General features: G+C 62.7%; 24 protein-coding genes. 9 read left to right on the forward strand and 15 right to left on the reverse strand.

Annotation, left to right across the window (positions count from 1 at the left end; translation table 11 throughout):
* Positions 1-117: 117 nt before the first annotated feature.
* The 3 genes from RMN95_RS11790 to RMN95_RS11800 all read right to left on the reverse strand — a co-directional run bounded on the left by RMN95_RS11790 (position 118) and on the right by RMN95_RS11800 (position 3190).
* Positions 118-2028, reverse strand: a complete 1911-nt coding sequence (locus RMN95_RS11790) for a hypothetical protein (protein WP_309617104.1) — start codon at positions 2026-2028, stop codon at positions 118-120.
* Complete coding sequence (locus RMN95_RS11795; RefSeq protein ID WP_309617105.1) at positions 2025-2630, reverse strand: ABC transporter ATP-binding protein; 606 nt, start codon at positions 2628-2630, stop codon at positions 2025-2027. Before RMN95_RS11795 ends, RMN95_RS11790 begins: the two co-directional genes overlap by 4 nt.
* An 80-nt stretch (positions 2631-2710) precedes the next feature.
* The gene (locus RMN95_RS11800) at positions 2711-3190 is read right to left on the reverse strand and encodes a peptidase inhibitor family I36 protein (RefSeq protein WP_309617106.1); all 480 of its coding nucleotides are present in this window, start codon (positions 3188-3190) and stop codon (positions 2711-2713) included.
* A gap of 122 nt (positions 3191-3312) precedes the next feature.
* Here RMN95_RS11800 and RMN95_RS11805 point away from each other — a divergent pair, with 122 nt between their 5' ends.
* Both RMN95_RS11805 and RMN95_RS11810 read left to right on the forward strand, forming a co-directional pair.
* Entirely contained in the window at positions 3313-3513 is a 201-nt protein-coding gene (locus RMN95_RS11805; RefSeq protein ID WP_309617107.1) for a hypothetical protein, read from the forward strand.
* A complete protein-coding gene (locus RMN95_RS11810) occupies positions 3506-4117 on the forward strand; it encodes a Fic family protein (protein WP_309617108.1) in 612 nt (203 codons plus the stop codon). The genes RMN95_RS11805 and RMN95_RS11810 overlap by 8 nt, the downstream gene beginning before the upstream one ends.
* Positions 4118-4306: 189 nt before the next feature.
* Here RMN95_RS11810 and RMN95_RS11815 read toward each other — a convergent pair whose 3' ends face one another.
* Both RMN95_RS11815 and RMN95_RS11820 read right to left on the reverse strand, forming a co-directional pair.
* Positions 4307-5383, reverse strand: coding sequence for a glycoside hydrolase family 172 protein (locus RMN95_RS11815; protein WP_309617109.1), 1077 nt, complete (start codon positions 5381-5383; stop codon positions 4307-4309).
* 95 nt (positions 5384-5478) lie between these two features.
* The gene (locus RMN95_RS11820; RefSeq protein ID WP_309617110.1) at positions 5479-6810 is read right to left on the reverse strand and encodes a sugar ABC transporter substrate-binding protein; all 1332 of its coding nucleotides are present in this window, start codon (positions 6808-6810) and stop codon (positions 5479-5481) included.
* A gap of 312 nt (positions 6811-7122) precedes the next feature.
* On the opposite strand from RMN95_RS11820, the gene RMN95_RS11825 reads away from it, so the two are divergent.
* From RMN95_RS11825 to RMN95_RS11835, 3 genes are all read left to right on the forward strand, one after another.
* Positions 7123-8037, forward strand: a complete 915-nt coding sequence (locus tag RMN95_RS11825) for a sugar ABC transporter permease (RefSeq protein ID WP_309617111.1) — start codon at positions 7123-7125, stop codon at positions 8035-8037.
* Positions 8024-8881 carry a carbohydrate ABC transporter permease gene (locus tag RMN95_RS11830; protein ID WP_309617112.1) on the forward strand — a complete coding sequence of 286 codons (858 nt, stop codon included), beginning with the start codon at positions 8024-8026 and terminating at the stop codon, positions 8879-8881. Before RMN95_RS11825 ends, RMN95_RS11830 begins: the two co-directional genes overlap by 14 nt.
* Positions 8882-9028: 147 nt before the next feature.
* Positions 9029-10327: an enolase C-terminal domain-like protein gene (locus tag RMN95_RS11835; protein ID WP_309617113.1), complete on the forward strand. Its 1299-nt coding sequence runs from the start codon at positions 9029-9031 to the stop codon at positions 10325-10327.
* Between the two features lie 69 nt (positions 10328-10396).
* On the opposite strand, the gene RMN95_RS11840 is transcribed toward RMN95_RS11835, so the two are convergent.
* From RMN95_RS11840 to RMN95_RS11850, 3 genes are read right to left on the reverse strand one after another with little or no spacing between them, the layout of a single operon-like run.
* The gene (locus RMN95_RS11840) at positions 10397-10819 is read right to left on the reverse strand and encodes an RbsD/FucU domain-containing protein (protein ID WP_309617114.1); all 423 of its coding nucleotides are present in this window, start codon (positions 10817-10819) and stop codon (positions 10397-10399) included.
* Between the two features lie 40 nt (positions 10820-10859).
* Complete coding sequence (locus tag RMN95_RS11845; protein ID WP_309617115.1) at positions 10860-11342, reverse strand: hypothetical protein; 483 nt, start codon at positions 11340-11342, stop codon at positions 10860-10862.
* A gap of 31 nt (positions 11343-11373) precedes the next feature.
* Positions 11374-12174: a TerC family protein gene (locus tag RMN95_RS11850; RefSeq protein WP_309617116.1), complete on the reverse strand. Its 801-nt coding sequence runs from the start codon at positions 12172-12174 to the stop codon at positions 11374-11376.
* 81 nt (positions 12175-12255) lie between these two features.
* Here RMN95_RS11850 and RMN95_RS11855 point away from each other — a divergent pair, with 81 nt between their 5' ends.
* Positions 12256-12387, forward strand: coding sequence for a hypothetical protein (locus RMN95_RS11855; RefSeq protein ID WP_309617117.1), 132 nt, complete (start codon positions 12256-12258; stop codon positions 12385-12387).
* A 9-nt stretch (positions 12388-12396) separates the two neighbouring features.
* Here the strand turns inward: RMN95_RS11855 and RMN95_RS11860 are convergent, their stop codons facing one another.
* Positions 12397-13053, reverse strand: a complete 657-nt coding sequence (locus tag RMN95_RS11860) for an MOSC domain-containing protein (RefSeq protein ID WP_309617118.1) — start codon at positions 13051-13053, stop codon at positions 12397-12399.
* Entirely contained in the window at positions 13050-13928 is an 879-nt protein-coding gene (locus RMN95_RS11865; protein ID WP_309617119.1) for a neutral zinc metallopeptidase, read from the reverse strand. Before RMN95_RS11865 ends, RMN95_RS11860 begins: the two co-directional genes overlap by 4 nt.
* A gap of 221 nt (positions 13929-14149) precedes the next feature.
* Here RMN95_RS11865 and RMN95_RS11870 point away from each other — a divergent pair, with 221 nt between their 5' ends.
* Together RMN95_RS11870 and RMN95_RS11875 are read left to right on the forward strand one after the other, a co-directional pair.
* The gene (locus RMN95_RS11870) at positions 14150-14941 is read left to right on the forward strand and encodes a tryptophan-rich sensory protein (RefSeq protein ID WP_309617120.1); all 792 of its coding nucleotides are present in this window, start codon (positions 14150-14152) and stop codon (positions 14939-14941) included.
* Positions 14938-16530, forward strand: coding sequence for a DHA2 family efflux MFS transporter permease subunit (locus RMN95_RS11875; RefSeq protein WP_309617121.1), 1593 nt, complete (start codon positions 14938-14940; stop codon positions 16528-16530). Before RMN95_RS11870 ends, RMN95_RS11875 begins: the two co-directional genes overlap by 4 nt.
* Positions 16531-16668: 138 nt before the next feature.
* Here the strand turns inward: RMN95_RS11875 and RMN95_RS11880 are convergent, their stop codons facing one another.
* The 4 genes from RMN95_RS11880 to RMN95_RS11895 form a co-directional block, all read right to left on the reverse strand.
* Entirely contained in the window at positions 16669-17379 is a 711-nt protein-coding gene (locus RMN95_RS11880; protein ID WP_309617122.1) for a lysophospholipid acyltransferase family protein, read from the reverse strand.
* Between the two features lie 10 nt (positions 17380-17389).
* Positions 17390-19486 carry an acyl-CoA dehydrogenase gene (locus RMN95_RS11885; protein ID WP_309617123.1) on the reverse strand — a complete coding sequence of 699 codons (2097 nt, stop codon included), beginning with the start codon at positions 19484-19486 and terminating at the stop codon, positions 17390-17392.
* 148 nt (positions 19487-19634) lie between these two features.
* Positions 19635-19901, reverse strand: a complete 267-nt coding sequence (locus tag RMN95_RS11890; protein ID WP_309617124.1) for a metal-sensitive transcriptional regulator — start codon at positions 19899-19901, stop codon at positions 19635-19637.
* Entirely contained in the window at positions 19898-21544 is a 1647-nt protein-coding gene (locus RMN95_RS11895) for an FAD-dependent oxidoreductase (protein ID WP_397545288.1), read from the reverse strand. Before RMN95_RS11895 ends, RMN95_RS11890 begins: the two co-directional genes overlap by 4 nt.
* Before the next feature lie 81 nt (positions 21545-21625).
* Here RMN95_RS11895 and RMN95_RS11900 point away from each other — a divergent pair, with 81 nt between their 5' ends.
* On the forward strand, positions 21626-22009 hold the full coding sequence (locus tag RMN95_RS11900; protein WP_309617125.1) for a thioredoxin domain-containing protein: 384 nt from the start codon (positions 21626-21628) through the stop codon (positions 22007-22009).
* Positions 22010-22048: 39 nt separating this feature from the next.
* Here the strand turns inward: RMN95_RS11900 and recQ are convergent, their stop codons facing one another.
* Positions 22049-23899, reverse strand: a complete 1851-nt coding sequence (recQ, locus tag RMN95_RS11905; protein WP_309617127.1) for a DNA helicase RecQ — start codon at positions 23897-23899, stop codon at positions 22049-22051.
* Positions 23900-24254 lie beyond the last annotated feature (355 nt).

The raw sequence follows: 24254 nt of genomic DNA on the forward strand, positions 1-24254 counted from the left end.
GATCGCGAGACGGACACGGGCTTCAACAGGCTCAACATGGCTCATCCCCCAACAATCCGCGGAAAGTGTCACCACCAAAACGCGCCAAACCGTCACCGATGTCCTGAGGCAGAACTGTCACCGATGTCCTGAGACATAACAGCCGTCGATGTTCCTGAAGCTCGGGTCGATCCCCGCAATTACGAGGGCATCAAAACTGACGCCACTGAACCCAGCCGTGGGAGGAAACGAAACCGAGTTCCCGGCGAATGGCTTGGTAAGCAACGTTCCACCCGCTTTAAAGAACGATCTCTGCTCAGCAGTTAGTTTCAGGCCGAGTACGCGCTCGAGGTCCTCCGCACTCTCAACGACCTTCGTAGCGCCGTCGCGGCGGTCATTCCCCATCCCGACCGTTAGCACCACAATCGGACTATTCACCCCCAGCACATCCTCAAATTGGGCCCTCGCCGTCTCCGCTGAGGCCTGATCCTTAAGCAGCGGCTCGAAGACGACTTGCCCTGTTTTCACGGCAGACTCTGTGTTGTCGTTCAGCTCTGTGACGAGACTTGAGACCATGAGCGCGAGCGTGCTTTCGAGGACAAGAAGCCCCGCGAGAACCGTCAGAGTAACGGAAGCGGATCGCCGTTCTTGAGCGAGCTTGCGTATCGCCAGACGGCTCGCGAAGGATCTTGGCGAGAGCTTGCTCAGAATGCTCAGGCAAAGTGGCACGACCACGATCGTTACAGCCATGCCTATCGCTATCGCTGCCACCGACATGCTGGCGATTGTCACCGTGTCGCTTCCGATGAAGATGCCGAGACTTGCAAGAAGGACTGCCCCAACTACGCGGTACAGGACGCGATCCCACGCTCGCTCTTGGGAAATGTCGGGGTGAATCTTTCGTCGGAGCGCGAGGTCGCTAGAAGCGACGCCGACGCCCAGGCCGGCGAGGGCGAGGGGCACCGAGACGAAAACCACATAGCTGGATGAGATCGGGCTGAGTTCCTGCGTGGAAACGAGAACAAGTAACGGACGGATGAAAATCCCCCCAACAACCCCGATTCCGGTCCCGAGAGCCGCGCCTGCAGCCCCCGCCCCTAAAACAGCTAATGCAGCCGCAATTCGTGTATGCCGGTAAGGGACGCCGATCGTCCACATCGCCGTGCGCACACGCCTTGTGAAGGCGCCAGCAATGATCGCAGACAACAATCCCGCGACTATGGGAGCTGCGATCAGGGCGAAGAGGAAAGGCACGTTTTTGGCTGGTTCGCTGCTCTCAATCGAAGTTCGCGTCTCTACGGAAACGTCACTCGATGTGTCCAAAGACTCTCGCAGCGAGGGATAGCTCTCGGCAATGTTGACAACAGCGGTGAGAATTGCAGTCGCATCCCCACCACCGTGCCAGGCGAGCACCCTGCCCGCGCTTTGATCTAGCCGATTGGCGAGGTCATCGCTGATTATCGCTAAAGATGACCATGTTCCTGGGGGTACGAGAAACTCGCGTACTTCCGTATTGAATGAGTTTCGGAAGGTCCCGACGATCTGAATGCTCAGTGCACCATTGAAGAAGTGAACCTCGCTGCCTACCGGCCACAGGGCTGCTGAAGCCTCCGATACGAGGCCCTCTGCTACTTCGATCGGCCAACGTCCGGATAGAAGCTGAAGCCTGGCCTCCACGGACTTCTCAGATTGGATTTCCTCAAGGGCATAGGAAGTTTCATCCGAATTGTCTGCCCGAATACCGGATGCGACGTAGTCGATCGTAGGCTCAAGTCCGCCAGCTGAGAGAACAGCCCCACGGAGTAGATCGTCCAGCGCGGAACCGTCGGTGCCTAGCGGCGCCGAACCTGGCAGTTGGAGGCGCGCATCGGCGGTGCCCATAGCGGCATCCGCGCGCTGCTGCGGCGACAGCTCGAGCGCGTCTGCGACGCTGCTCGCTGCAACAACACCGAGCAGCGTGGCCGCCATGAGAACTACAACGAAGCGTAATTGCCATGCCCGAAGAAAGAATCGGGAGAGCTCGCCAACCGGAAAGCCTGCGCGGCTCATGACGACGGCTCGAGCGACAGTGATCCGTCGCTCATCTGCGCCATCCGACTCGCGAACCGCTCCGCGGCACGGTCGTGTGAAGCCACGACGACGCACACGCCGTCATCTGCGAGCGTGCGCAGCAGTCGAAAGATGGCGAGGGAATTTTTCGAGTCCAGAGCACCTGTGGGCTCGTCCGCGAGAAGAACAGAACGCCCCCCTACCAATGCTCGGGCAATCCCGACGCGTTGACGCTGACCGCCGGAGAGTTGTGATGGCATTCGCCGTGCTAGCTCCCCCAAGCCCACGCTGCCCAGCATTGTTTTGGCATCCTCCAGAGCGGCAGACCCGGAGAACCCGCGAGCCCGCAGTGGCAACTGCACGTTCTCCGAAGCGTCGAACTCTCGGATGAGGTTGTTCTCCTGAAATACAACGCCCACGTGCTCCAGCCGAAGCCGCGCGAGTGTGTCATCGTCGGCAGAAGCAACGTCAGTGCCCGCGACGAGCACCTCGCCGGAGTCGAGCGGTTGGAGGCCACCGATTACATTGAGTAAAGTCGATTTTCCTGACCCGCTCGCGCCACGCAGGAGAAGGAAATCCCCTGCGTGGACGAGCAAGTCCACGTGATCGACCGCCTGAACGATCTCCTCTGCGTCTCGAAACGAGACGCAGACGTCACGCAGTTCGATCGCGGGTGAGTCGATCAGCAGCTTGAGCCTTTCCCGCTCGTCATCGAATCACCGTACGGCCAGCCGATATCCGGATTTTGGCTGTACTGGTTCATCTGACACGCGGATCCCGAGCCAAGCGTGCTCCCATACCAGCACGCGTTGTAGACGCTGTTGTTCGCCCATGAGCTCATCTTGTCGTTGTTGCCAGCGCTGACGTCCTGAAGACCGAACCCACCCGTGCGCCAACCCAGCTGGGCGCCATAATTGGCGTTGTCGTAGATGCAGACTGCGTTGGTGGGACAGTCGCTCGGCGCGGCCGTAGCTGCGGTAGTTGCGGCGGCACCCAAGCTGGCGGCCGCCAATACGACGGCACTGGCTCGCGCGATCAATCGAGAATGAAGTATGGCTATCCCCTTCGAATCGAGATTCAGTCGGGAGCCAGCAAGTCGTCGGCCTGAACCTCCATCGTCACCCCACCCCTCGCTGATGTCAAGGAAAACTCGATTAATCACTTAGGCGTGCTCCGACGTGAACCACCGGGAACGTGCCGCGCCAGGCTTGTATCCGGCGATCCCTAGCGATGCCCGTCGTCACAGGTAGACTTAAGGCGGGCCAATCCAAGGAGGGAGTAACCATGTCGAACACCATCCAGACCAAGCTTGCTCCCGCGGAGCGTGCACGTCGTTTCGCCCTTGAGCAGGCCGAGCACAGTGGCGAGATGGAGGGTCTGCACGTAGACCCGGCCACCCGTGCTGACGCGGAAGAGTATGTCGCCGGTCGCATCGATTCCGACGAGCTAGTGGCGCGCACTCAAGCCCGCTACCGCCTTGCCTGAAGTAGTCGACCCCTACCTCGACCCCGACACCGGGCTACTCCGCAATCTTGTCGGCGCTCGGACGAACCCCGAACTCGATGCCGCCGAAGGCGCACTCGTGGTTGCGCGAGCACTTCAACTTCGGGATTATCCCGTTCGCTCTACCGGGGATCTCGATGAGTTCCGAGCTATCCACCGTCATCTGTTTCAGGACGTCTACGCGTGGGCCGGAGAAATCAGGACCGTCGACTTGAGGAAGAACGTCGATGGCGCCGAGCACTTTCTGTCGGTGTCAGCGATCGACCGTGGCTCCCTGTTTGCTGCCGACGAGCTGCGCCAAGACGGAATGCTCCGCGGGATGAGTCGAGACCAGTTCATCGACCGTCTCAGCCACCATTACGACCAATGGAACTATGTCCACCCCTTCCGCGAGGGCAATGGCCGAACGCAACGGGAGCTCTGGAACCGGGTGGCGCGCGACGCCGGCTGGCAGCTGGACTGGCGCTCTGTAGAGGGCGCCACAAACGACGCGGCGTGCCGTGCCGCTGCCGAGGGCCAGGACTTCGGACCGCTGCTGGCGATGTTCGATCAGGTCGTCTCGTGGGACATCACCCCTCGCAGATGAATGCCCGTGCCCACGTCCTGCCCACAATCGAGGAGCGACCGCAGTCAGCCTAGAAGGCTCACTGGCAGTCAAATGTGCCGCAATTGCTTACATCTGCCGCGCCTCCGGCTTGCCGCCGGGGGTCTGATGGCGACTGAAAATCGTGAGGTCACGGGATCGACGCCCGTCGGAGCCACCAGCATCAACCCCCTACGGTCGGGAACCCACCAGGAGGTTCTCATAGCTGAGACCGGTAGTCCCCGAGGCATGAGGTTCGGTTGCGAACCAGAACGCTGTTGACGCGATATCGTCCTTGCGCACGAGGTAGCGACCGTCGGGCATCCACCCCAAATCCTGCACCGTCACCCTAAGAGACGATTCGAAGGAGACCGCATCGTTGAGGTGCCATCGAAACATGCCGAACCGGGTCTGGCTCTGGTATAGCCCATCGGGCTTGATGACCTGGTGCATCCCCATTCGATCACCGTGATACTCGGTGTAGCCCCCCTCCGGAAGTTCGAAATTCCAGGCTCCACCGAAATAGTCCTCGGTGCCGGTGCCGGCAATGGTGGGGAACTCATCGTCATCATCGATGAAGAATTTGACCTCGCCCTCACCCCACCACCCGGGATGATTGACGCCAACGGCGAGGAAAGTGCCGACATATTTTCCCTGGGCCTCCACATCCAGAAGTGTGTGGATGCCATCGGCGACCGGGTTGCTGCGGTTCCATGTGGCATGCAGATACATCGAGTCCTCGGGGATGTCTCCCGCGCCAAAATCGACGTAATAGTAAAGAAACGTGTCCTCTTGTGCGATGTTCTCGATGGTGATGCGGGCGGACTTGTGGAACGGCATTGGCCAGAACGAATTCAAGCCGCAGTAGGGGGCCGTCATGACGTGCCGCGACGAGAACAGCGTGAAGACGTCCCAGCCCAGCCCGAACAGATCACCAATCGGCAGCTCAATCGATGCCTCATCGGCGCCATCCCAATAGAAACGAATGATCAGCCGACGCCACCATTCGGGGCGAACCGCTGCCCAGATGTGCTGGATGATCCCGCTGCCGTTGATCGCCGCAAGCTCGGTGACTGAGCCAGCTGGCAACACGATGCTGGGGCTTACTTTCCAGCCCTGGCCGAGGTCGCGCGATTGCTCCTCGCCGGTGCCCTGGGTGGCCCGCGCGCCCTGCCCGGGCAGGCCAGTGGGATTTTCCGCGCTGATCGAGCGACTCTTCAAGTGGGAGGGCCGAGCGAGCCCGAAATCATCTGACATGCGGTCGATCATTGATGGATCCTTTGAAAAATAGGCGGCGCCGACGAACACACTTTGTCTGTCGACGCCACACGGAGAGCAGTGTCAGTATGAAGCGAAAGGTCTCATCAAGCCTGGCGCAATAGCGCCTCCACGGGGTCTTTCAGGCCCTTGAGCGCCTCCGCCGCTGAGACGTCACCGGTCGAGACAAGGGAGAGCTGCTGGGCTACGGCGTTGGATATCTGCGCGTAGTTGACCGGGAAGCCGTACTTTCTGGTGTGGTCGATCGAGTCGAACCACACGCCCTTGCGCTCGCCGGATAGGCCCGGGAACATGGTGGCCTTATTCTCCTCGAGCACGCTGAGCAGAGGGGGAATGCCTCCGACATTCGCAGCGAGAAGCAGGTTCCACGCCTCGGGGCTCTCAAAGTACTCAAGTGCGGTGAACGCGGCCTCGCCATTCTTTCCACCCTCTGGCATGAGCCAGCCATCTACCCACACCGGAGTGTAAGACTTGCCCGTCGACCCTGAGGGCGCAGGAGTCACTCCCCACTCAAAATCGGAGATCGCGGATGCGCCGGCCATCGCCCACGCACCGTTTACCATCGTCGCCAGGCGACCCGAGGTGAACATGTCCATCAGCGGCACCGTGGTGAGCAGACTTTCCGGCGGAACCAGGCCGTCTTTGAACATCTTGGCAAGGAACTCGAACGTGTCGATCGCTTCCGGGCTATCCATCTCATAGGAGGTCAGGTCGTCGCTCAGGAATGTCGCGTCGTTTGACCAGAGGTATTGCGATGTGCGCTCGGGGTGCAACTCGATAGCGGCTCCATACACTTCGCCGTCCCCGGAGGTCGCAGCTTCTGCGGCAGCGCGCCATTCCTCGAACGACCAGGGAGAGTCCCAACTCGCTGGCGGTTCGCCGATGCCAGCCGCATCGAGAAGGGTCTTGTTGTAGTACATGACCTGCGTGTACTGGCTCGATGGCAAGGCCCAGAGGTGATCCCCGTCGACATAGGTGTTGATGCTGGCCTCAGAAAACTTCGTCCGATCGAGATTCTTGGCGAACGGCGCGATGTCCTCTAACTGGCCGTTCGCGATCATTCCCGGGATGAGGGAGACAGACATCGCCGAGAGGTCGGGGGCCTTGCCCGTCTGGCGAAGAGCGTTGATCCTGGTGACCAGCTCTGGCCATCCGCCAGGCACATTCTCGACGGCGATACCGAGGCCGCCGCTTTTCTTACTGGCTGCGAACAAGTCCTTGTAGTCGTTCTTGAGAACGTCGAGATAGGCGAACTTTAACGTGGTGAGGGAGCCAGCGGGTGAGGCTGGTGCCGCGCATGCAGCGAGGAGGGCGCTCAGCGCACCAGCCGCACCGAGTCCGACTCCGCCCCTCAGAAGGGTGCGGCGTGAGAGTTGCGCGCTGTGAAGGACGGCGACACCGCGTTCTTGGCTCTTCATGAAATTCTCCAAACAACTCTGTTCAGGGCCGGGTTGCGGCCTTAGTGGATCTCGCGAGTTATACATTAGATGTATATTGGTGAAAAGTCGATCACCTCTTAGGTTCTCACCGGCAGATTTTTAGCTTAGTAGGACCTACATTTCCCTATTTCCCCACGATTCAGGCGAGTTTTGGTATTCAGTCGATCATTTGAGATAATCGGATCTCTTTTGCTGTAACGCTATATCATCGGATGACAAGATAATAGGTTGATTTATGAGCAAAGAGTGTCGGCGCTCGATTGCACGCTGAGGAGAAAAATGGCCGTGTCGATGACGACAGCCCGAACGGGGATCAAGGCGCGTCGACGCCGAAATTCCCGGCAAAAAAACGGTTGGGCGTACCTCTTTCTTGCGCCCCAACTCGTCGGACTCCTGCTATTTACGGTAGTGCCGACGCTCGCCACGATCGCGCTGAGTTTCACAAATTTTCGTCTGGGCGGCACATCCGACTGGGTGGGATTCGAAAACTACCTCAACCAGCTGAGCGATCCCGTGCTTCTCAAAGCGGCCACCAATACCGTTGTGTTTACCCTGATGTACGTGCCAGCGGTCGTGGTGGCGGCGCTGACCGTGTCGTTACTTTTCCTGCGCGTTCGCAGGGGTCGAGCGGTTTACCAGACCGCGTACTTCATGCCTCTCGTCACATCAACTGCCGCGACGTCGCTTGTCTGGGCTTTGGTTTTCCAGCCCGACTATGGCCTTGCAAATAAGGCGCTGGAGGGAATCGGGCTTCCGGTCCTGCGCTGGTATTCCTCGCCGGATCAGGCACTGCCGACGCTGGTGTTGATCGTGGTCTGGGCCACCGTCGGAAACTCCATCATTCTCTTCACCGCGGGCATCCAATCGGTCCCTTCACATATCAACGAGGCCGCAGCACTCGATGGTGCGACGGGCCTAAAGCGCCTCGTTTTCATCACACTGCCGCTGATCTCGCCGACACTCTTCTTCGTCATCACGATTACGGTGATTGGTTCTCTCCAGTTTTTCGTTGAACCCTTCATCATCACCTCAGGTGGACCGGGCAACGCGACAACGACCGTGGTGCTCGAGCTCTACCGCCAAGCATTCACCTATTCGGCGATCGGACCAGCAGCAGCAATCTCATGCCTTCTTTTCGTGGCGATCCTGCTACTCACCCTGATCCAGTTCCGACTCTCCCGATGGGTTTCCTATGACCGCGACTGACAGCTCCCCCACTGCCACGCACCGCAGGCTTCCGCGAATCTCGAGGGCGCACATCCCGCTGATCGTTGGCGCGATTATCATGGTGCTTCCACTGATCTATATGATCTCGGTGTCACTGACACCCGCAGATCACGTTTTTGATGCTGATGCCGGGCTATTGCCCAAGGATCCTACGATCGCATCGTACCTGGATGCCTTTGCTCGGCTTGATCTCGGCCGAGGTTTCGTTAACAGCCTTGTGATCGCCGTACCGGTAACGGTGGGGGCGGTCATCACGTCATCGATGGCAGGATTCGCATTCGCCCGCCTCGAGTTCGTCGGGCGCACGTTGTGGTTTCTCGCCATCCTGATGACCATCATGGTGCCAGTGCAGGTGCGGCTCATTGCCGAGTACATCGGCTTTTCTTATGTGGGCCTGCTCGACACGTACTGGCCCCTGATCCTCCCAGCCGCGCTCAACAGCGCTTTCGGGGTGTTCCTGATGCGGCAGTACTTCTTGTCGCTTCCCCGCGAGATGGATGAGGCCGCCGAGCTTGATGGGGCTAACCCCTGGCAGTTCTTTTGGCAGATTGTTCTTCCGCAAGCGAAAGCCCCGATGGGAGCCCTTGCTCTCTTTACCTTCCTCGCATCGTGGAACGATTTTTTCGCGCCGCTCATTTTCCTCACGAGCGATTCCCTGTTCACGCTTCCGCTGCGAATGGCATCCACAGCGGGCCTATACGGGACTGAGTGGGCGCTTCTTATGGCTGCCGCGTGCGTCGCCATCCTGCCGTCGCTCATTGCGTTCATTCTGCTGCGAAAGTACATCGTGGCCGGGGTGTCATTCACCGGCGCCGGGAAATGAGAAACGTCATTGCATTACCCGCGTCGGAGACGCCCGAATCCCCGACTCTTCCCACCCGTGCAAGTGTGGTCGAGCCGCTTCGCATCCTGTTTGACAAACGATACATCCGATGTTTATTGTGTGTTTACGCGATCGTGAGGGTTTGAATTGAGCATCATCATAGAGTTTGACGTCACTGACGTGCGGTTTCCGACATCCGAATCATTGGATGGTTCCGATGCCATGAATGCTGACCCGGACTATTCGGCGGCGTACCTGCGGATTGTGACCGACGCCAACGACGGCCATGAGGGGCATGGCTTCGTGTTCACCATCGGTCGCGGAAACGACGTGGAGGTTGCGGCGATCCAGTCGCTGGCGCCGTACTTCCTAGGGCGTGACATAGAGGCGATGCTGTCAGACCTGGGCGGCCTATGGCATGAACTCGTGTACGACTCCCAGCTGCGTTGGCTCGGCCCGGAGAAGGGCGTCATGCATATGGCGATCGGAGCGGCCGTCAACGCGGCGTGGGATTTGCGCGCCAAGCGCGCCGGTGTGCCCCTGTGGCAATTACTCGGTCGCCTCACCCCTGCTGAGATTGTCGGCCTGATCGACTTCCGATACCTGTCTGACGCCCTCACGCCGGAGGAGGCCCTCGCCATTCTGCAGGCTGCCGAAGGGGGGCGGGCCGAACGTGAGCGGCTCCTGTTGAGCGAGGGATTTCCCGCCTACACCACCACCCCGGGCTGGTTGGGATACTCCAACGAGAAGCTCGAGCGACTGTGCAAGGAGGCAGTGCGCGACGGCTTCACCCAGATCAAGTTAAAAGTGGGCGCCAACGTCGACGATGACATCGAAAGAATGTCGATCGCACGGGCCGCGGTAGGCCCAAATATTCGGATCGCGATCGATGCCAACCAGCGCTGGGATCGTGACGCGGCCGTCGAATGGATTGCCCGTCTGGCCCCATTTGATCTGGCCTGGGTGGAGGAGCCCACCAGCCCCGACGATGTGCTGGCCCATGCCGCTATCGCGCGGGCGATAGCCCCCATCCCCGTAGCCACCGGCGAGCACAGCGCGAACCGCGTCATGTTCAAGCAATTTCTCCAGGCCGACGGTGTGCAAGTGCTTCAAATAGACGCGGCGCGCGTCGCCGGCGTCAATGAGAATATCGCCATCCTGCTGCTCGCCGCGAAATTCGGCGTGCCGGTCTGCCCTCATGCTGGCGGAGTAGGGCTCTGCGAGACCGTGCAACACCTGGCGATGTTCGACTTCATCGCGGTAGCGGCGACCAGGACCGACCGGATGATTGAGTTCGTCGACCACCTGCACGAACATTTCGTAGAACCGGTCGTGATCGAGAAGGGGCGCTACCGTGCCCCCCTGAAGCCGGGCTCCGGGGCGCAGATGCTCGATGCATCCATCGAGGAGTACACCTTCGTCGGTTCGTCCCTTACGCCTGCCTAGCGGCGTGCTGGCTTCGAAAAGCAGTAGCGTTCCCCGCTACGGAATGCTTAGGGGGGACGCCGGCTGGCGTCAGACGACGCCCTTGGTGATGATGAAATCGCAATACGGCGCGACTTCTGTCGTAGTGATGACGGCGAACGCCGTCGCAGCACGGGTGTAAAAGTCATAACGTGGGATCACCCCATACTGAGTTTCGGGGTAGCCGGCGTCGCGCGCGGAATGCAGGACCGCTTCGTGGGCACTGTTCAGGGTGTCAGACCCGTCTGCCGCACCCATACGTTCCAGCGGAGTCGCGATGTGGTCGTCGAGCGGGAACACAGATAGCACCGCTGCGATAACGTCAGCCGCCCCGGCTCCTCTCGCGGCCACGACCGGGATCCCGAGAGAGTGTGCCGGAAAGTTGCGGTCGGCCACGACCAGTTCATCGCCATGGCCCATCCGGTCAAGGATCAGCAGGATCTCACCCGACAGAATTGGATTGATGCTCTTCAACAACTTTTCTCCCTCGATTGACCTGTAATTACCGGCACACTCACCCGAATCGCAGCACCTGCAGGCCCGCGGCGTCGAGGGTGGCCAGGCCCATCCGCTCCCGAAACGATCGCCACGAGGGGCGGGATCGCGGTCCCGGAACCGCCATCGTCACCTCGAAAAGGATTTCGGTCACCAGTAGGCGCTGCAGTCGCGCGGGCGCGATGCGAGATCTGCCGCTCTGAACCACCACAATGCGAATGGCGTCGGGCGCGACATCCCGTTCCATGTTGCGAAGCATCGACGACGCTTTCATGATGGATGACCGTCGGCCGTCGCTTTCGATCGCCAGTATCACGATGCTCGCCGGAAGCGATTTGGCGGTGGATGCCGACGCGCTGCTCGAGACCTCGATGTCGGAATCCCGGGCGCCCGCCCGCAGCAGTTCCAGGAGCTCCTGCGCATCACCCTCGAGAAAGATCGGACCGGTGAGCAGGTGCGCCGCGGAAACCCGCAGGCGCTCGACACGCTTCCTCCACGACATGAGTTACTCTTTTCGGGCCAGGCGTGCGCCGCTAGCGCTTCGCGACAGAGTCGGAATCGTTTGCCTCGAGGTAAGTCTCGCGCAGCTTGACGGATTCGTGGGCCGTGCCACGCTTCTTCTCCTGGCGGGACTTGTAGTTCAGGTTGAGCACCTCGACGATGATCGCGAACGCGATGGGAACGTAGATCAGCGCCTTTTCGATGTGAACTTCGAAGCCGTCTGCGACCAGGGTGACACCGATCAGCACCAGGAAGGCGAGCGCCAGCATCTTGACTGTGGGGTGCTTATTGACGAAAGCGAAGATGTACTTCGACGAGAAGAGCATCACACCGAACGACAGCACTACCGCGACGACGATCACCAGCAGGCTGTCGACCATGCCGACGGCGGTGATTACCGAGTCGAACGAGAACACGATATCGAGCAGGAGAATCTGGGCGATGACGGCGCCGAAGGTGACGGCCTTTCCGGGGGCTGACTCATCAGCTTCGGCGCCCTCCAGCTTATTGTGGATCTCGATCACGGCCTTGTAGATCAGGAAGAGCCCACCGACGATCAGGATCAGGTCTCGACCGGAGAACCCCATCCCAAAAAGCGCAAACAGGTCGTTCGTGAGGGTGATGATCCACGAGGCAACGAACAACAGGCCGATGCGTGTGATCATTGCGAGCGACAGGCCAAGGTTGCGGGCCTTCGCCTGCTGTGCGGCGGGGAGTTTGCTCGCGAGAATCGAGATGAAGATCACGTTATCGATGCCGAGCACGATTTCCAACACGAAGAGGGTGAGGAAGGCGACGATCAGGTCGGGAGAGAAGTCCAGGGATAAGTCCACAGAGACACCTTACAAAAGCCTGAGTGCGCGAATCTGTGGGTGGCCCCAAAAGACGTGTCCCACACACGGTACGTTTGAGGCATGTTCTTTCGCACCATCGGCGCTCTCGGGATTCTGGCCATCACGGGCATTGGCCTGGTGGTCATCCTGACCGCCCTCACGCTGATCGCTGCTGTGGCGTTCCCCGGCATCGTCCCCTCCTTCGCGGAGTAGTCTCTCCCATTAAGCGGGCAGTATTTTCGCCCGCAATTCGGGCTGCAGGTCATTCCCGGCTTCGAGAAGTCGCGGCAGGAGTTCGCGCTCCAGAGTCGTCGCCCGGTAACTGAGAGCGACAGTGATCTCATGTTCCGGTCGATGGATCACCGTGATCGTATCCCCGGCAGAAATGAACCCCGGCGTCACCACGCTGAGATAGGCGCCCGGTCGAGCCGCCTTCGTGAAGGTTTTCACCCAACCGCGCTCGCCCATCCAACCGCGGAAGGTGGAGCACGGGATCCTTGGAGTGGTCACACGCAGCTCCACAGTGTCGCCGATGCGCCAGATCTCGCCCAGCCGCGCCTCGTTCACATCGAGGCCAACGGTAGTGAGATTCTCGCCGAAGAAGCCGTTGGGCAGTTCTCGCCCCAACCGGGTTTGCCAGTCATCGAGATCTTCGCGACCGAACGCGTAGAGCGCCTGCGAGTCTCCCCCGTGATGGCGTGGGTCACCGATGACGTCGCCGACCACGCCACTACCGAGGCCGCCGTGCTTCGGCCCGGGTGGGCGAACCTCCCACGATCCGGGTCTGGCGGTCTTGTTGATGCCGGTGGAGAGGTCGGCTTTGTGCGGGTTGGGCTGCAGGGTGCCGACGTTCACGGAATCGAGACGGGCATCCATCATGGATTCGCCACCTCGAAGGTGTTGCACGCGCTCGGCCCACCGGTATGGCCCGCGGTGAACCACCGCTGGCGAGCCTCGCTGGAACCGTGGGTCCACGACTCGGGCGAGACCGATCCGCCCTGCGACTGCTGGATGCGATCGTCGCCCACCGCGGAGGCGGCGCTGAGGGCATCGGCGATTTGGGCGTCCGTCACGGGATCGAGGAACGTCGCGCCGGAGTCTGACCTGATCTCGGATGCGGCCCCCACCCAGGATCCCGCGAAGCAGTCCGCCTGCAGCTCCAGGCGCACGGAATCCGAGGCCGGGCCGGTGTCCTGGCGGTTGAGACCCTCCATGATCCCGGTGCTGTTCTGGATGTGGTGACCCCACTCATGAGCAACCACATACATCTCCGCGAGCGGACCACCCGACGAGCCAAAGCGGGTACGGAGATCGTCGTAGAAGGCGGTGTCGATGTAGATGAGCTCGTCGGCGGGGCAATAGAACGGCCCGGTCGCGCTGGTCGCGCCGCCGCATCCGGTGCCCGTCTGCCCGGTGAAAAGCACGACCTCGGTGGGGCGGTAGCTCTGGCCGAGGGCAGGCAGTTCTTTCGCCCAGTAGGTGTCGAGCGAGTCTGCGGCGCCCGCGATCCTGCAGTCGATATCGGTGTTTGCGGCCTCGCCGGTGGTGCACTGGCTCAGCGTTTCACCCTGCTGCTGCGTGCCGTCAGTGGTGCCGCCGCCCGCGAGCCCGGTGAGGTCGATGCCGAGGAGCTGAGAGGCGATGAACAGCCCGATCGCGAGCAGCCCGCCGCCGGCGCCCACCGCGACGCCAGTGTTTCTGCCTCGGCGCGACACCTTGTCTGGGTTGATGCGCGCGTCGTCGTTGAAGGTCATATTCCGACCGTACTACCGCACCGCGGGGCCGCGCCAACTACCAGCTGCCGCCGTCGATCCCGTGGGTCAGCCTCCCGTCGCACGAAGTCCGCGCGCCGTCGACAACAGCAACGCAGTGGGCCAACTGTCGAGAGGCTCACCATCAGAGAGGTCTGCAGTACTACGGTGAATCAGTAGGCCAGCTTTTCACGGCAGTCAGTCGAACATCTCGGGAGGTCGTCATGAGGGAAACACGCGACATCGTTCGCCAGGTCACCGTCGGGGCGAGCATGGTCATTGCCGTCATCGGAGCGTATGTCGGGTCAGGTGCGGCGGGCGGAACACGGATCCAGAATGCGGCGAACGGTGCCCTCAGCGCAACCTCCACCCCCCTCGCGCCCGACACTCCCGCCTTCTCGATCTGGAGTGTCATCTACCTCGGGCTGATCGCGTACGCGGTGTGGCAGTTCTTGCCCGGCCAGTCGAGCGCCGAGCGGCATCGTCGCCTCGGGTATTGGATCGCGGCATCCCTCATTCTCAATGCGGCCTGGCTTCTCAGCGTGCAGTTGGATCTGCTGGCCCTGAGCCTGCCCATCATCGCGCTGCTGCTTGGGGTGCTCGGCTGGGCGTTCGTGCTGTGCCTGAAGCATCGCCCGAGCGGCCCCGTCGACGCGCTGCTGACCGACGGCACCGTTGGGCTTTACCTCGGCTGGGTGAGTATCGCGACTGCCGCTAATGCGGCGGCCGTCTTCACCGCGGCGGGCTTCGACGGCTTCGGGCTGTCGCCGGACCTGTGGGCCGTCATCGTGCTGGCCGTCGCTTCTGCCGTAGGGGTGATGCTCGCCATCGTCGGACACGGCCGAATCGCGCCGGCGCTATCGCTCAGCTGGGGCATCGCCTGGGTCGCCGTCGGGCGCCTCACGGGCGAACTCATCTCCACTCCGGCCGGAATCGCGGCCATCATCGCCGCCGTGATCATCGTGGTCGTCACCATCATCATCCGGGTCACCAACGGCAAGGTTGCAGCGATATGACCGAAGTGGCACAGACCGCCCGCAGTCGCTGGGTCGGCCTGGTCGCTATCAGCGTCGCCGTGGCGCTGATCATTGTCGACTCGACCATCGTGAACGTCGCGATCCCCTCGGTCGTCGACGAGCTGGGGATCACCTCGACGCAGGTGCAGTGGGTGCAGGAAAGTTACACGCTCGTGTTCGCCTCGCTGCTTCTCGTCTTCGGCACGCTCGCCGACCGCTACGGCCGCCGGCGCGTGCTGCTGATCGGGGTGACGATCTTTTCTCTGGCGTCGATCCTGGCTGCCCTGTCGCAGACCGGCGAGCTTCTGATCGCCTCACGGCTGGTGCAGGGGGTCGGCGGGGCGATGATCCTGCCCGCATCGCTGTCCATCATCAACGCCACCTTCCGAGGCAAAGAGCGGGCCATCGCCTTCGCGGTCTGGGGCTCCACCATCGGCGGAATGGCGGCCGTCGGGCCACTGCTCGGCGGCTGGCTCACCACCTACTTCTCGTGGCGCTGGGCATTTGGAATCAATGTTCCCCTCGGCGTCATCATCGTCATCGGGGTGATGGTGTTCGCCCTCGAATCACGTGAAGAAGGCACACCCAGGAGAGTGGATGCGGTCGGCGCCCTCCTGTCTGTGTTGCTCTTCGCCTCCCTCGTCTTCGGACTTATCGAGGGCCGCACGTACGGCTGGTTCGTCAGCGACACGCCACCCGACTTCTGGACGCTCGATATCTCGCCGATTCCCTTCGTGTTCCTCGCGACCCTTCTCGCGCTGGCCGCCTTCATCGTGTGGGGGTTGCGGCGTGAGCGAGCCGGCCAATCGACGATGCTCGCGTTCGGGCTGCTGCGCATTCCGTCGTTCCGCAACGGCAACATCGCGGCGATGATCGTGTCCCTCGGCGAGTTCGGCATCATCCTGTCGCTGCCGCTGTGGCTGCAGAACGTGCTCGGCTACGACGCTCTGCAGACCGGGCTGGTGATTCTCGCGCTCGCCATCGGCTCGTTCGTGGCCAGCGGGTTCGCTGGCGCCTTCGGCAACCGGATCGCTCCAGTCCTGATCGTCAGGGTGGGCATCCTCGCCGAAATCGCCGGCGTGCTGCTGGTTGCGGTGGCGATCGTTCCCGGTGCGCAGTGGTGGCAGGTAGTTCCGGGGCTCTTCGTCTACGGCTTCGGAGTCGGTTGTGCCACGGCGCAGCTCACCAGCGTCGTGCTGATGGATGTGCCGATCGAGCAGAGCGGGCAGGGTTCAGGCACACAGTCGACGGCTCGCCAGGTCGGCTCCGCGCTCGGCATCGCCATCCTTGGGACCATCCTCTTCACCTCGCTCGGCGCCGGCCTGGCGTCCCGGCTCGACGACCGCAGCGACATCCCGGACAGTGTGAAGGCCCAGATCGTGACTGCCGTGGTTGACTCCGCGGGCACCGTCATTCCCGGCCTCGACGCTCAGTCGCCGGATGCCGCGGCAGACGCCCGCGCCGCCTTCAGCGATTCGACCCGATTCGCGGCGTTCTCCGCCGCCGGCTTCCTCGCGCTCGGATTCCTCGCCAGCCTCCGCCTCGGCTCACCTCATGGGCACCGTCTCGCCGCGCGCCGCCCCCGTTAGCCTTTCATCATTCAGGAGGTCATGTGGCTGAAGTGACCAGAGGGGCTGAAGTGATCCCGCCAGCGGCCTCCAGACCCAGCAGTCACACCACCTCCTGAATGATGAAAGTAGCGACCGAGCTGGAAGCCAGCAAAACGGTTAGTGGCGACCTCGGCGGCGGAAGACCCGGCGCACTCGCTCGGCCACGTTCGCGGGCGGCGGCTCGTTGTATTCGTGAGCGAACTCCTGGCCGCTCATGGCCTGGATCGCCTCCATTACGTCATCCGTAGCCGTGCGACGCGCGCGACCCGACGTCGCGGGGCCGTGGGCGGACAGATCCATCGGTGCCCCGAACTCCACCGTGACCCTGGCCACCCGAACCCGCTTGGATCCGGCCGGCTGGAGGTTCTCGGTGCCCGTCAGAGCGACCGGTATCACGACGGCCCCCGCGGTGAGAGCAAGCCACGCTACACCGGTGCGCCCGCGGTAGAGCCTGCCGTCGCGAGAGCGCGTGCCTTCCGGGTAGATCGCGAAGGCGCCGCCATCCTGAAGTACTCCGAGCCCGCTGTCGAGGGCATCCTGGGCCGCATGACCGGCGCCGCGCTCGACGGGAATTGCCCCAATGCCGGTGAAGAACGCCCGAGACAACCAGCCCTTAAAGCCCGTTCCCGTGAAGTATTCCGCTTTCGCCAGGAACGAGATGGACCGTGGAGCGACCAGGGTCACCACCACGCTGTCGAGGAAGGAGAGGTGGTTGCTGGCAATCAGCACCGCCCCCGTGGTGGGAACATTTTTCTTTCCGACGATTCGCGGGCGGAACACCAGTCGTGCGACCGGGGCGAAAAAGGCACGCGCGAAGAACTTGATCATTGCCTCAAGCCTAAGCGCGCTCGCTCCTGCCGATGTTTTTCTCCGCCACAGGCGCAACGCCTGCCTCTCGCTGCGCGCGGTAGTAGTCGCGGGCTTCCTCCTGGCGCTGCTTCTCGACTCCCAGAGCGATGGGTGCGCCGATGTGTTCTGGCGTGAACTCGAATGCGGCTACGAGATCGAGCGCGTGTTCACGCAGTCGGGGCAGCAGGCGGTCGTCGATGTAGGAGGTGATGGCCAATGCCCGCTGGCCCGAAATCCGGCCATGGATGAGATACCACGCGGCATTCTTCTCGATCAGTGAAAGCCCGAACAGGTCGCGTAGCCAGGTCAGCACCTGACGCGTTCCCTCATCCTCCACGGCATGCACGCCATCCGTGAACGCCTCCCACTGCAGCAGCTCGCCGTGGGCGCGCGCGGCTTCGATGAGCGCGTTCTGGTTGCTGTTGAACAGCGCGGCGGCTTCCACCTTCGGCAGCTTCGAGGCGGGCCGCAAATGCTGTGCAATCTCGGCAACCATCGCCTGGACGCGATCGGTAAGCAGCTGTCGTTGCGAATCTTCATCCCGGATGTTGCCGACCGACCGTGCCGTCGATCCGAAGTCACGCACATTCTGCACGAGACTCCTGAGGCCGGTGCGGTTGATCGCTGCTTCGTTGACCTGGTCGACGACGAACTGGGCCATCACCCCAGGGCCGGCGTGGGCGAACCTGCGGCTGTAATCGGTGAGCAAACGCTTCGCGACCAGTTGCAGGAGAACGTTGTTGTCGCCCTCGAAGGTGACGTAGACGTCGAGGTCAGCGCGTAGGGAGGTGAGACGGTTCTCGACCAGGAATCCCTGCCCACCGCACGCCTCGCGAGACTCCTGGATGATGTCAAGCGCGGCCCAGGTACTCAGCGGCTTGAGTGCTGCAGCGATAGTCTCCAGGTCCTGGCGGTCGGCATCGGTGTCATGCGCTCCGCTGAAGACGCCATCAAACTTCGCGAGGAACACCTCATGCGCGAACGACATCGCGTACGTGGTGGCGAGTCGGGGAAGCAGCCGACGCTGGTGGCGCTGGTAGTCGAGGATGACCTCCTCGTTCGACTCGCTGCCCGCCGTGAACTGCCGACGCTCAGACCCGTACGTCAACGCGATGGTCAGCGCGAGCTTGCTCGCCACGACGGCCGCACCATCGAGCGACACCCGACCCTGCACAAGGGTTCCGAGCATCGTGAAGAACCGTCGCCCCGAGCTCGCGATCGATGATGAGTACGTGCCATCCTCGGCAACATCGCCATAACGGTTAAGCAGGTCGGCGCGAGGCACGCGGACGTCGGTGAAATGCAGCCGGCCGTTGTCGATGCCATTCAACCCACCCTTGAGACCGTCATCCTCCCCGCCGATGCCCGCCAGGAATCCGTTCTCGTCACGGAGCGGCACAAAGAAAGCGTGCACACCATGGTTGACACCCTGGGTGATGAGCTGGGCGAACACCACCGCGGCGCGGCCGTCGACGGCGGCGTTGCCGAGGTAGTCCTTCCACGCGGCGCGGAACGGGGTGTTGAGTACGAACTCACCCGAGTGGGTGTCGAAGGTTGCCGTGGTGCCGACGGCAGCCACATCCGATCCATGACCGGTCTCGGTCATCGCAAACGCGCCGGGGATCTCGAGGTTCATAATGCCGGGCAGGTATTTCTTGTGGTGGTACTCGGTGCCCAGGTGCATGACGGCGGCGCCGAACAGGCCCCACTGCACGCCCGACTTGATCTGAAGCGATGGGTCTGCGAGAACGAGCTCCTCGAAGCCGGCGATGTTGCCGCCGTGGTTCTCGTTGCCGCCAACGGAGATCGGGAAGGCCCGATGAACTGCCTTCTCCGTGACGAGGGCGTGCAGTTGACCCATCACTCGTTCGCGATGCTCGAGCATCGACTGGCCCTCGACGCGCTTCATGTCAGCTCGGGCACTAAGAGTGCGAGCGGTGCGCCTGATGTCACCCCAGCGGCCCATCAGCTGCTCACCGAGCAGGGCGACATCGACAGCGGGGGCAATCGGCACACTCGGCGCTGCGGGCGTTTCCGTGACAGGGATGCTGGCAGGCGAGGTGGGGCTTTCGGTGAGCTGGCTCATCATCCAACGGTACGTCTGGCCCTGACGGACCGCACGAAGTCGGTAGGGAGGCACCAACCGGGCGCCGTGAGCGCGACGACCACGTTGTAGTCGTTCTACAAACCGAAGAGTTTGAATTTGTAGGATGAAGCGCAAGGCTGCGACAGCGTCAGGACAGCGTGAGGAAGAGTTTCTCCAACTCCTCCACCGACAGTTCGCTGTCATCACCCTCGGCCAGGCAATCCTTCATCGCCGCGGACACGATGGCAAACCCTGCCCGATCCAGAGCACTGGAAACGGCGGAAAGCTGCGTGATGACGTCACGACAATGTCCACCGTTCTCGACGGCGCTGATCAGCGCTCCCAACTGGCCGTGCGCTCTTCTCAGTCGGTTGGCTATCCTGCGAGTGTTGTCGGTGCTGGGCTCGAGGGTCATGAGGTGCGTCCTTTCGCTGGCCGGGTTGCCGCCAGCCATGTCACGTAGCCGCCATCCAGATTCCTCACGTTGTGACCGAGCTGGCTGAGCATGCTTGTCGCGGTATGCCCTCGCTGTCCCACCTGACAGTGAACGATCAGCGCCTGCCCTTCGAGCTCGCCGTGGCGTTTGCGAAGCTGCTCCAGCGGCATGCTGATCGCGCCCGGAATATGGCCCGCCCGATGCTCGGCCGGGCTCCGCACATCGACAAGAACAGCGCCATCAGCCATCCTGTCGGCCAGTTCGTGCCACTGGACCGACGAGCCCGGTGCCCGGCGAAGGTTGTCGGCCACATACCCGATGAGATTAATCGGGTCCTTAGCCGAACCGTATTGCGGAGCGTAGGCGAGTTCGAGATCCTTGAGCGCCGATGCCGTCAGCCCCGCACTCATGGCCGTGGCAATCACATCGATGCGCTTATCGACCCCGTGGCCCCCGATGATCTGGGCGCCCAGGATGGTGTCTCTCGCGGGGTCGACCAGCAGCTTGATCGCCATAATCTCGGCGCCGGGATAGTACGTTGCGTGCGACGCCGGATGCGTGTGGATGACCCGATGCGCACGTCCGGCCGCGACCAACTTCTTCTCGCTCCAGCCCACTACGGCCACCGTCTTATCGAACACTCCGATGATGGCCGTCCCCAGGGCAGGAATCGCGGCTGCCGGCTGGCCCGCTATGGCGTCGGCGACCGCCCGCCCGTGCCGGTTGGCCAGGCCCGCCATAGTGACGAGCGTGGGGTGCCCATCGACGGCATCGGTCTTCTCGACACCGTCGCCGACGGCGAAAATCCGCGGATCACTGGTGTGGTGCAGTTCGTCTACGGCAATGCCGCCGGTCGAGCCGAGACGAAGGCCGGCCGCCGACGCGAGGTCGACTGCCGGATGCACCCCCGCCGCATCGATGACCAGGTCGGCGTCGATCTCGGTTCCGTCGTCGAGCAGCACCGACTCGTCGGTGATGTCAGCGACCGTTCGGCCGAGAAATACGTCGACTCCATGAGCCTGGACTTCGGCAAGTACGAGGTTCGACATCTCGTGATCCAGCGGTGAGAAGAGCTGCCCTCCACGCTGGATGAGGGAGGTGTGGATGCCGCGACGCACCAGGTTGTCAACGGCCTCCAGCCCGATGAATCCGCCCCCAACGACGACGGCGGTCGGGGCGTCGCCCGCACCGTCCAGCACTGCCGTGATCGCATCCACATCATCGATTGTTCGCAGGCTCAGCGCGCGGGAAGACGGGCCGCCGACGGGCACCGCGATGGCTCCGGCAGCGAGCACGACATGGTCGTACGTCTCGGTGCCGGTCTCACCGGTGAGCACATTGCGAAATTCGACCGTACGCTCGGGTCGGTTGATGGCGACGACTTCGGTCGAGACCCGGACGTCGAGCCTGAAGCGCGCGGCCAGCACGGCGGGGGTCTGCAGCAGCAGGCTGCCCCGCTCCTCGATCACGCCGCCGACGTAATAGGGCAGCCCGCAGTTCGCAAATGAGACGTAGGGGCCACGCTCGAATATCACGATGTTGGCCGATTCGTCCAGCCGCCGCAGCCGGGTCGCTGCTGACATTCCGCCAGCAACACCGCCCACCACTAACACCGTCACCATGATGATCCTCCTGAACCGATAATACCGTAGGGGGTATTCGTGGCGGACATCCGGACCGTGCAGCACACGTAGGGTGGAATCATGGCAACCGTCACCCTGACCTCCGAAGCATTCGGCGACACCGTCGCACAAAACGGCATCACGTTCGTCGATTTCTGGGCGGAATGGTGTGGACCATGCCGCCAGTTCGCGCCCATCTTCGAAGCGGCGAGCGAAGCGAACCCCGACATCACCTTCGGCAAGGTCGACACCGAAACCGAACGCGAACTGGCCGGAGCGGCGGGCATCACCTCGATTCCCACCCTGATGGCGTTCCGCGATGGCGTGCTTGTCTTCTCCCAGCCCGGCGCGCTGCCGGCCCCGGCGCTCGATGAGGTCGTGCAGGCCGTGCGCGCCCTCAATATGGACGACGTCCACGAACAGATCGCGGCCCAGCAGGCAGAGCAGGTCCCAGCCCAGCAGTAAGCTGCACGGCGGGTTTGAACTCTATCTGAGCAGGCGTGATCATGCGCCGGATGCCACGACAGCGAGCAGCGCCTCACCATACTGTTCAAGTTTCTTCTCGCCCACCCCGCTGATGGTGGCCAGCTCGGCTAGCGAGCCAGGTTTCGTCACCGAGATGCCCCGAAGCGTGGCATCCCCAAAGACAATGTAGGCGGGGACGCCCTGGGCCTGCGCCTCCGCGGACCGCCACACGCGCAGCGCCTCGAACAACCCGAGCGCTGCCTCGGGCAACTGGGAAGCGACTGCTCTCTTCGCGGCCTTCGACCGCTTGGGGGCTTCACGCCGCAGCAGAACTGAGCGCGAACCGGCCAGCACTCCGGCCGAGGCCTCGGTCAGCACCAGGATTCCGTACTCCCCTTCGACCGCCAGCAGCCCCTGGGCCAGCAGTTGCCGCACGACGCCTCGCCACTCCTGGTCGCTGACATCCTGCCCGATACCCCAGGTCGCCAGTGCATCGTGACCGTGCTGCGCGACCCGCGGAGTCTGCTTTCCGACGAGGATGTCGATCAGGTGGCCAGCGCCGAAGCTCTGGTTTCGCTCGCGCTTCAGTCGCACGATGGTCGACAGCAGCTTCTGGGCGGGCACTGTGCCGTCCCAGGTTTCGGGCGGAGAGAGGCAGGTGTCGCAATTGCCGCAGGTGGCCGGGTGGATCGCGTCGCTGTCGGACGCCCGCGCCGAGGATGCAGCGTCGCCGAGGTACGACTGCCCGAAATAGCCGAGCAACTGCACCCGCCGGCACTGGATCGTCTCACACAGCGCCAGCATCGCGTCGAGATGGGCCGTAAGATTTCGCCGGTGGGCAAGCTCACCCTCGGACTGGTCGATCATGCGGCGCTGCTGCACGACATCCTGAAGCCCATAGGCGAGCCACGCCGTCGCGGGAAGGCCATCGCGACCGGCCCGACCCGTCTCCTGGTAGTAGCCCTCGACGCTCTTGGGCAGGTCGAGGTGAGCGACGAACCGCACATCGGGCTTATCGATGCCCATGCCGAAGGCGATGGTCGCCACCATCACCATTCCCTCCTCGCGCAGGAACCGGCTCTGGTTCGATGAGCGCACCCTCGAGTCGAGTCCGGCGTGGTAGGGCAGCGCCGTGATGCCGTTCTGCACCAGAAATTCCGCCGTCTTCTCGACGGATGCGCGGGAGAGGCAGTAGACGATTCCGGCGTCGCCAGAGTGCTCGCTCGTCAGCAGGGAGAGCAGTTGCTGCATCGGCTGCTGCTTGGATTCGATGCGGTACTGGATATTGGGCCTGTCGAAGCTCGACACGAACTGCCTCGCGTCGCCCAGGTCGAGTCGCTGGGCGATCTCGCGACGGGTGGTCTCCGTCGCCGTCGCGGTGAGGGCGATGCGCGGGATGCTCGGCCACCGCTCATGCAGAACAGACAGTTGCAAGTAGTCGGGCCTGAAGTCGTGCCCCCACTGTGACACGCAGTGCGCCTCGTCGATCGCGAACAGGGCGAGCTTTCCGCGATCGAGCAACTCGATCGTGGAGGAGACCCTCAGGCGCTCCGGCGCAAGATACAGCAGGTCGAGCTCGCCCGCGAGGAACGCGGCCTCGACGCGCGACCGCTCAACGGACGATTGGGTGGAGTTCAAAAACTCGGCCCGGGCGCCGACCGCGGAGAGGGCATCCACCTGGTCCTGCATAAGGGCGATCAGGGGCGAGATCACGATGCCCGTGCCCTCGCGCACGAGCGCCGGGATCTGGTAGCACAGCGACTTGCCACCGCCCGTCGGCATCAGCACGAGCGCGTCGCCGCCATCGATCACCGTCTGGATGATCTCGGCCTGCTGGCCGCGGAAGCTGTCGTAACCGAAGGTCTTCTCGAGCACGCCGAGGGCGAAAATGCTCCGGGAGGGGGCGCTGCCGGCGGGGGCACTTTGGGATGGGGCACTGTGGGATGGGGCGCTGTGGGATAGGGCACAGTGGGCGGGGGTCACTCCCCGAGTTTACGAGGGACTGCCGACGCTGGCCCACCGCTAGCGGGATCTGTGCACTCAGCGCGGCCGCCTCGCGGCGGCACTCACCCGCGGTGTTCATAACTCCTGCAGAACGCACCGGGGGCGGGCTGACAGGCCCGGATTCGGGACTATCTCATGAACGGTGTTTCCGGCGGTTCTCATTTAGTAGGTCTCCGCGGCCGGCCAGCGGTCTGCGAAGGTGATGGCGAAGGCGTTCAGCGCGGGCTTCCAGCGCATCGTC

Source organism: Salinibacterium sp., from assembly GCF_031364185.1.
In the GTDB taxonomy this organism is placed as follows: Bacteria; Actinomycetota; Actinomycetes; order Actinomycetales; family Microbacteriaceae; genus Rhodoglobus.

Excerpts from the sequence above, each read along its gene's own strand:
- RMN95_RS11790 (WP_309617104.1), bottom strand. The coding sequence starts at position 2,028 with ATGAGCCGCGCAGGCTTTCCGGTTGGCGAGCTCTCCCGATTCTTTCTT.
- RMN95_RS11805 (WP_309617107.1), top strand. The coding sequence starts at position 3,313 with ATGTCGAACACCATCCAGACCAAGCTTGCTCCCGCGGAGCGTGCACGT.
- RMN95_RS11815 (WP_309617109.1), bottom strand. The coding sequence starts at position 5,383 with ATGATCGACCGCATGTCAGATGATTTCGGGCTCGCTCGGCCCTCCCAC.
- RMN95_RS11820 (WP_309617110.1), bottom strand. The coding sequence starts at position 6,810 with ATGAAGAGCCAAGAACGCGGTGTCGCCGTCCTTCACAGCGCGCAACTC.
- RMN95_RS11825 (WP_309617111.1), top strand. The coding sequence starts at position 7,123 with ATGACGACAGCCCGAACGGGGATCAAGGCGCGTCGACGCCGAAATTCC.
- RMN95_RS11830 (WP_309617112.1), top strand. The coding sequence starts at position 8,024 with ATGACCGCGACTGACAGCTCCCCCACTGCCACGCACCGCAGGCTTCCG.
- RMN95_RS11845 (WP_309617115.1), bottom strand. The coding sequence starts at position 11,342 with ATGTCGTGGAGGAAGCGTGTCGAGCGCCTGCGGGTTTCCGCGGCGCAC.
- RMN95_RS11855 (WP_309617117.1), top strand. The coding sequence starts at position 12,256 with ATGTTCTTTCGCACCATCGGCGCTCTCGGGATTCTGGCCATCACGGGC.
- RMN95_RS11860 (WP_309617118.1), bottom strand. The coding sequence starts at position 13,053 with ATGATGGATGCCCGTCTCGATTCCGTGAACGTCGGCACCCTGCAGCCC.
- RMN95_RS11865 (WP_309617119.1), bottom strand. The coding sequence starts at position 13,928 with ATGACCTTCAACGACGACGCGCGCATCAACCCAGACAAGGTGTCGCGC.
- RMN95_RS11870 (WP_309617120.1), top strand. The coding sequence starts at position 14,150 with ATGAGGGAAACACGCGACATCGTTCGCCAGGTCACCGTCGGGGCGAGC.
- RMN95_RS11875 (WP_309617121.1), top strand. The coding sequence starts at position 14,938 with ATGACCGAAGTGGCACAGACCGCCCGCAGTCGCTGGGTCGGCCTGGTC.
- RMN95_RS11880 (WP_309617122.1), bottom strand. The coding sequence starts at position 17,379 with ATGATCAAGTTCTTCGCGCGTGCCTTTTTCGCCCCGGTCGCACGACTG.
- RMN95_RS11885 (WP_309617123.1), bottom strand. The coding sequence starts at position 19,486 with ATGAGCCAGCTCACCGAAAGCCCCACCTCGCCTGCCAGCATCCCTGTC.
- RMN95_RS11890 (WP_309617124.1), bottom strand. The coding sequence starts at position 19,901 with ATGACCCTCGAGCCCAGCACCGACAACACTCGCAGGATAGCCAACCGA.
- RMN95_RS11895 (WP_397545288.1), bottom strand. The coding sequence starts at position 21,544 with ATGGTGACGGTGTTAGTGGTGGGCGGTGTTGCTGGCGGAATGTCAGCA.
- RMN95_RS11900 (WP_309617125.1), top strand. The coding sequence starts at position 21,626 with ATGGCAACCGTCACCCTGACCTCCGAAGCATTCGGCGACACCGTCGCA.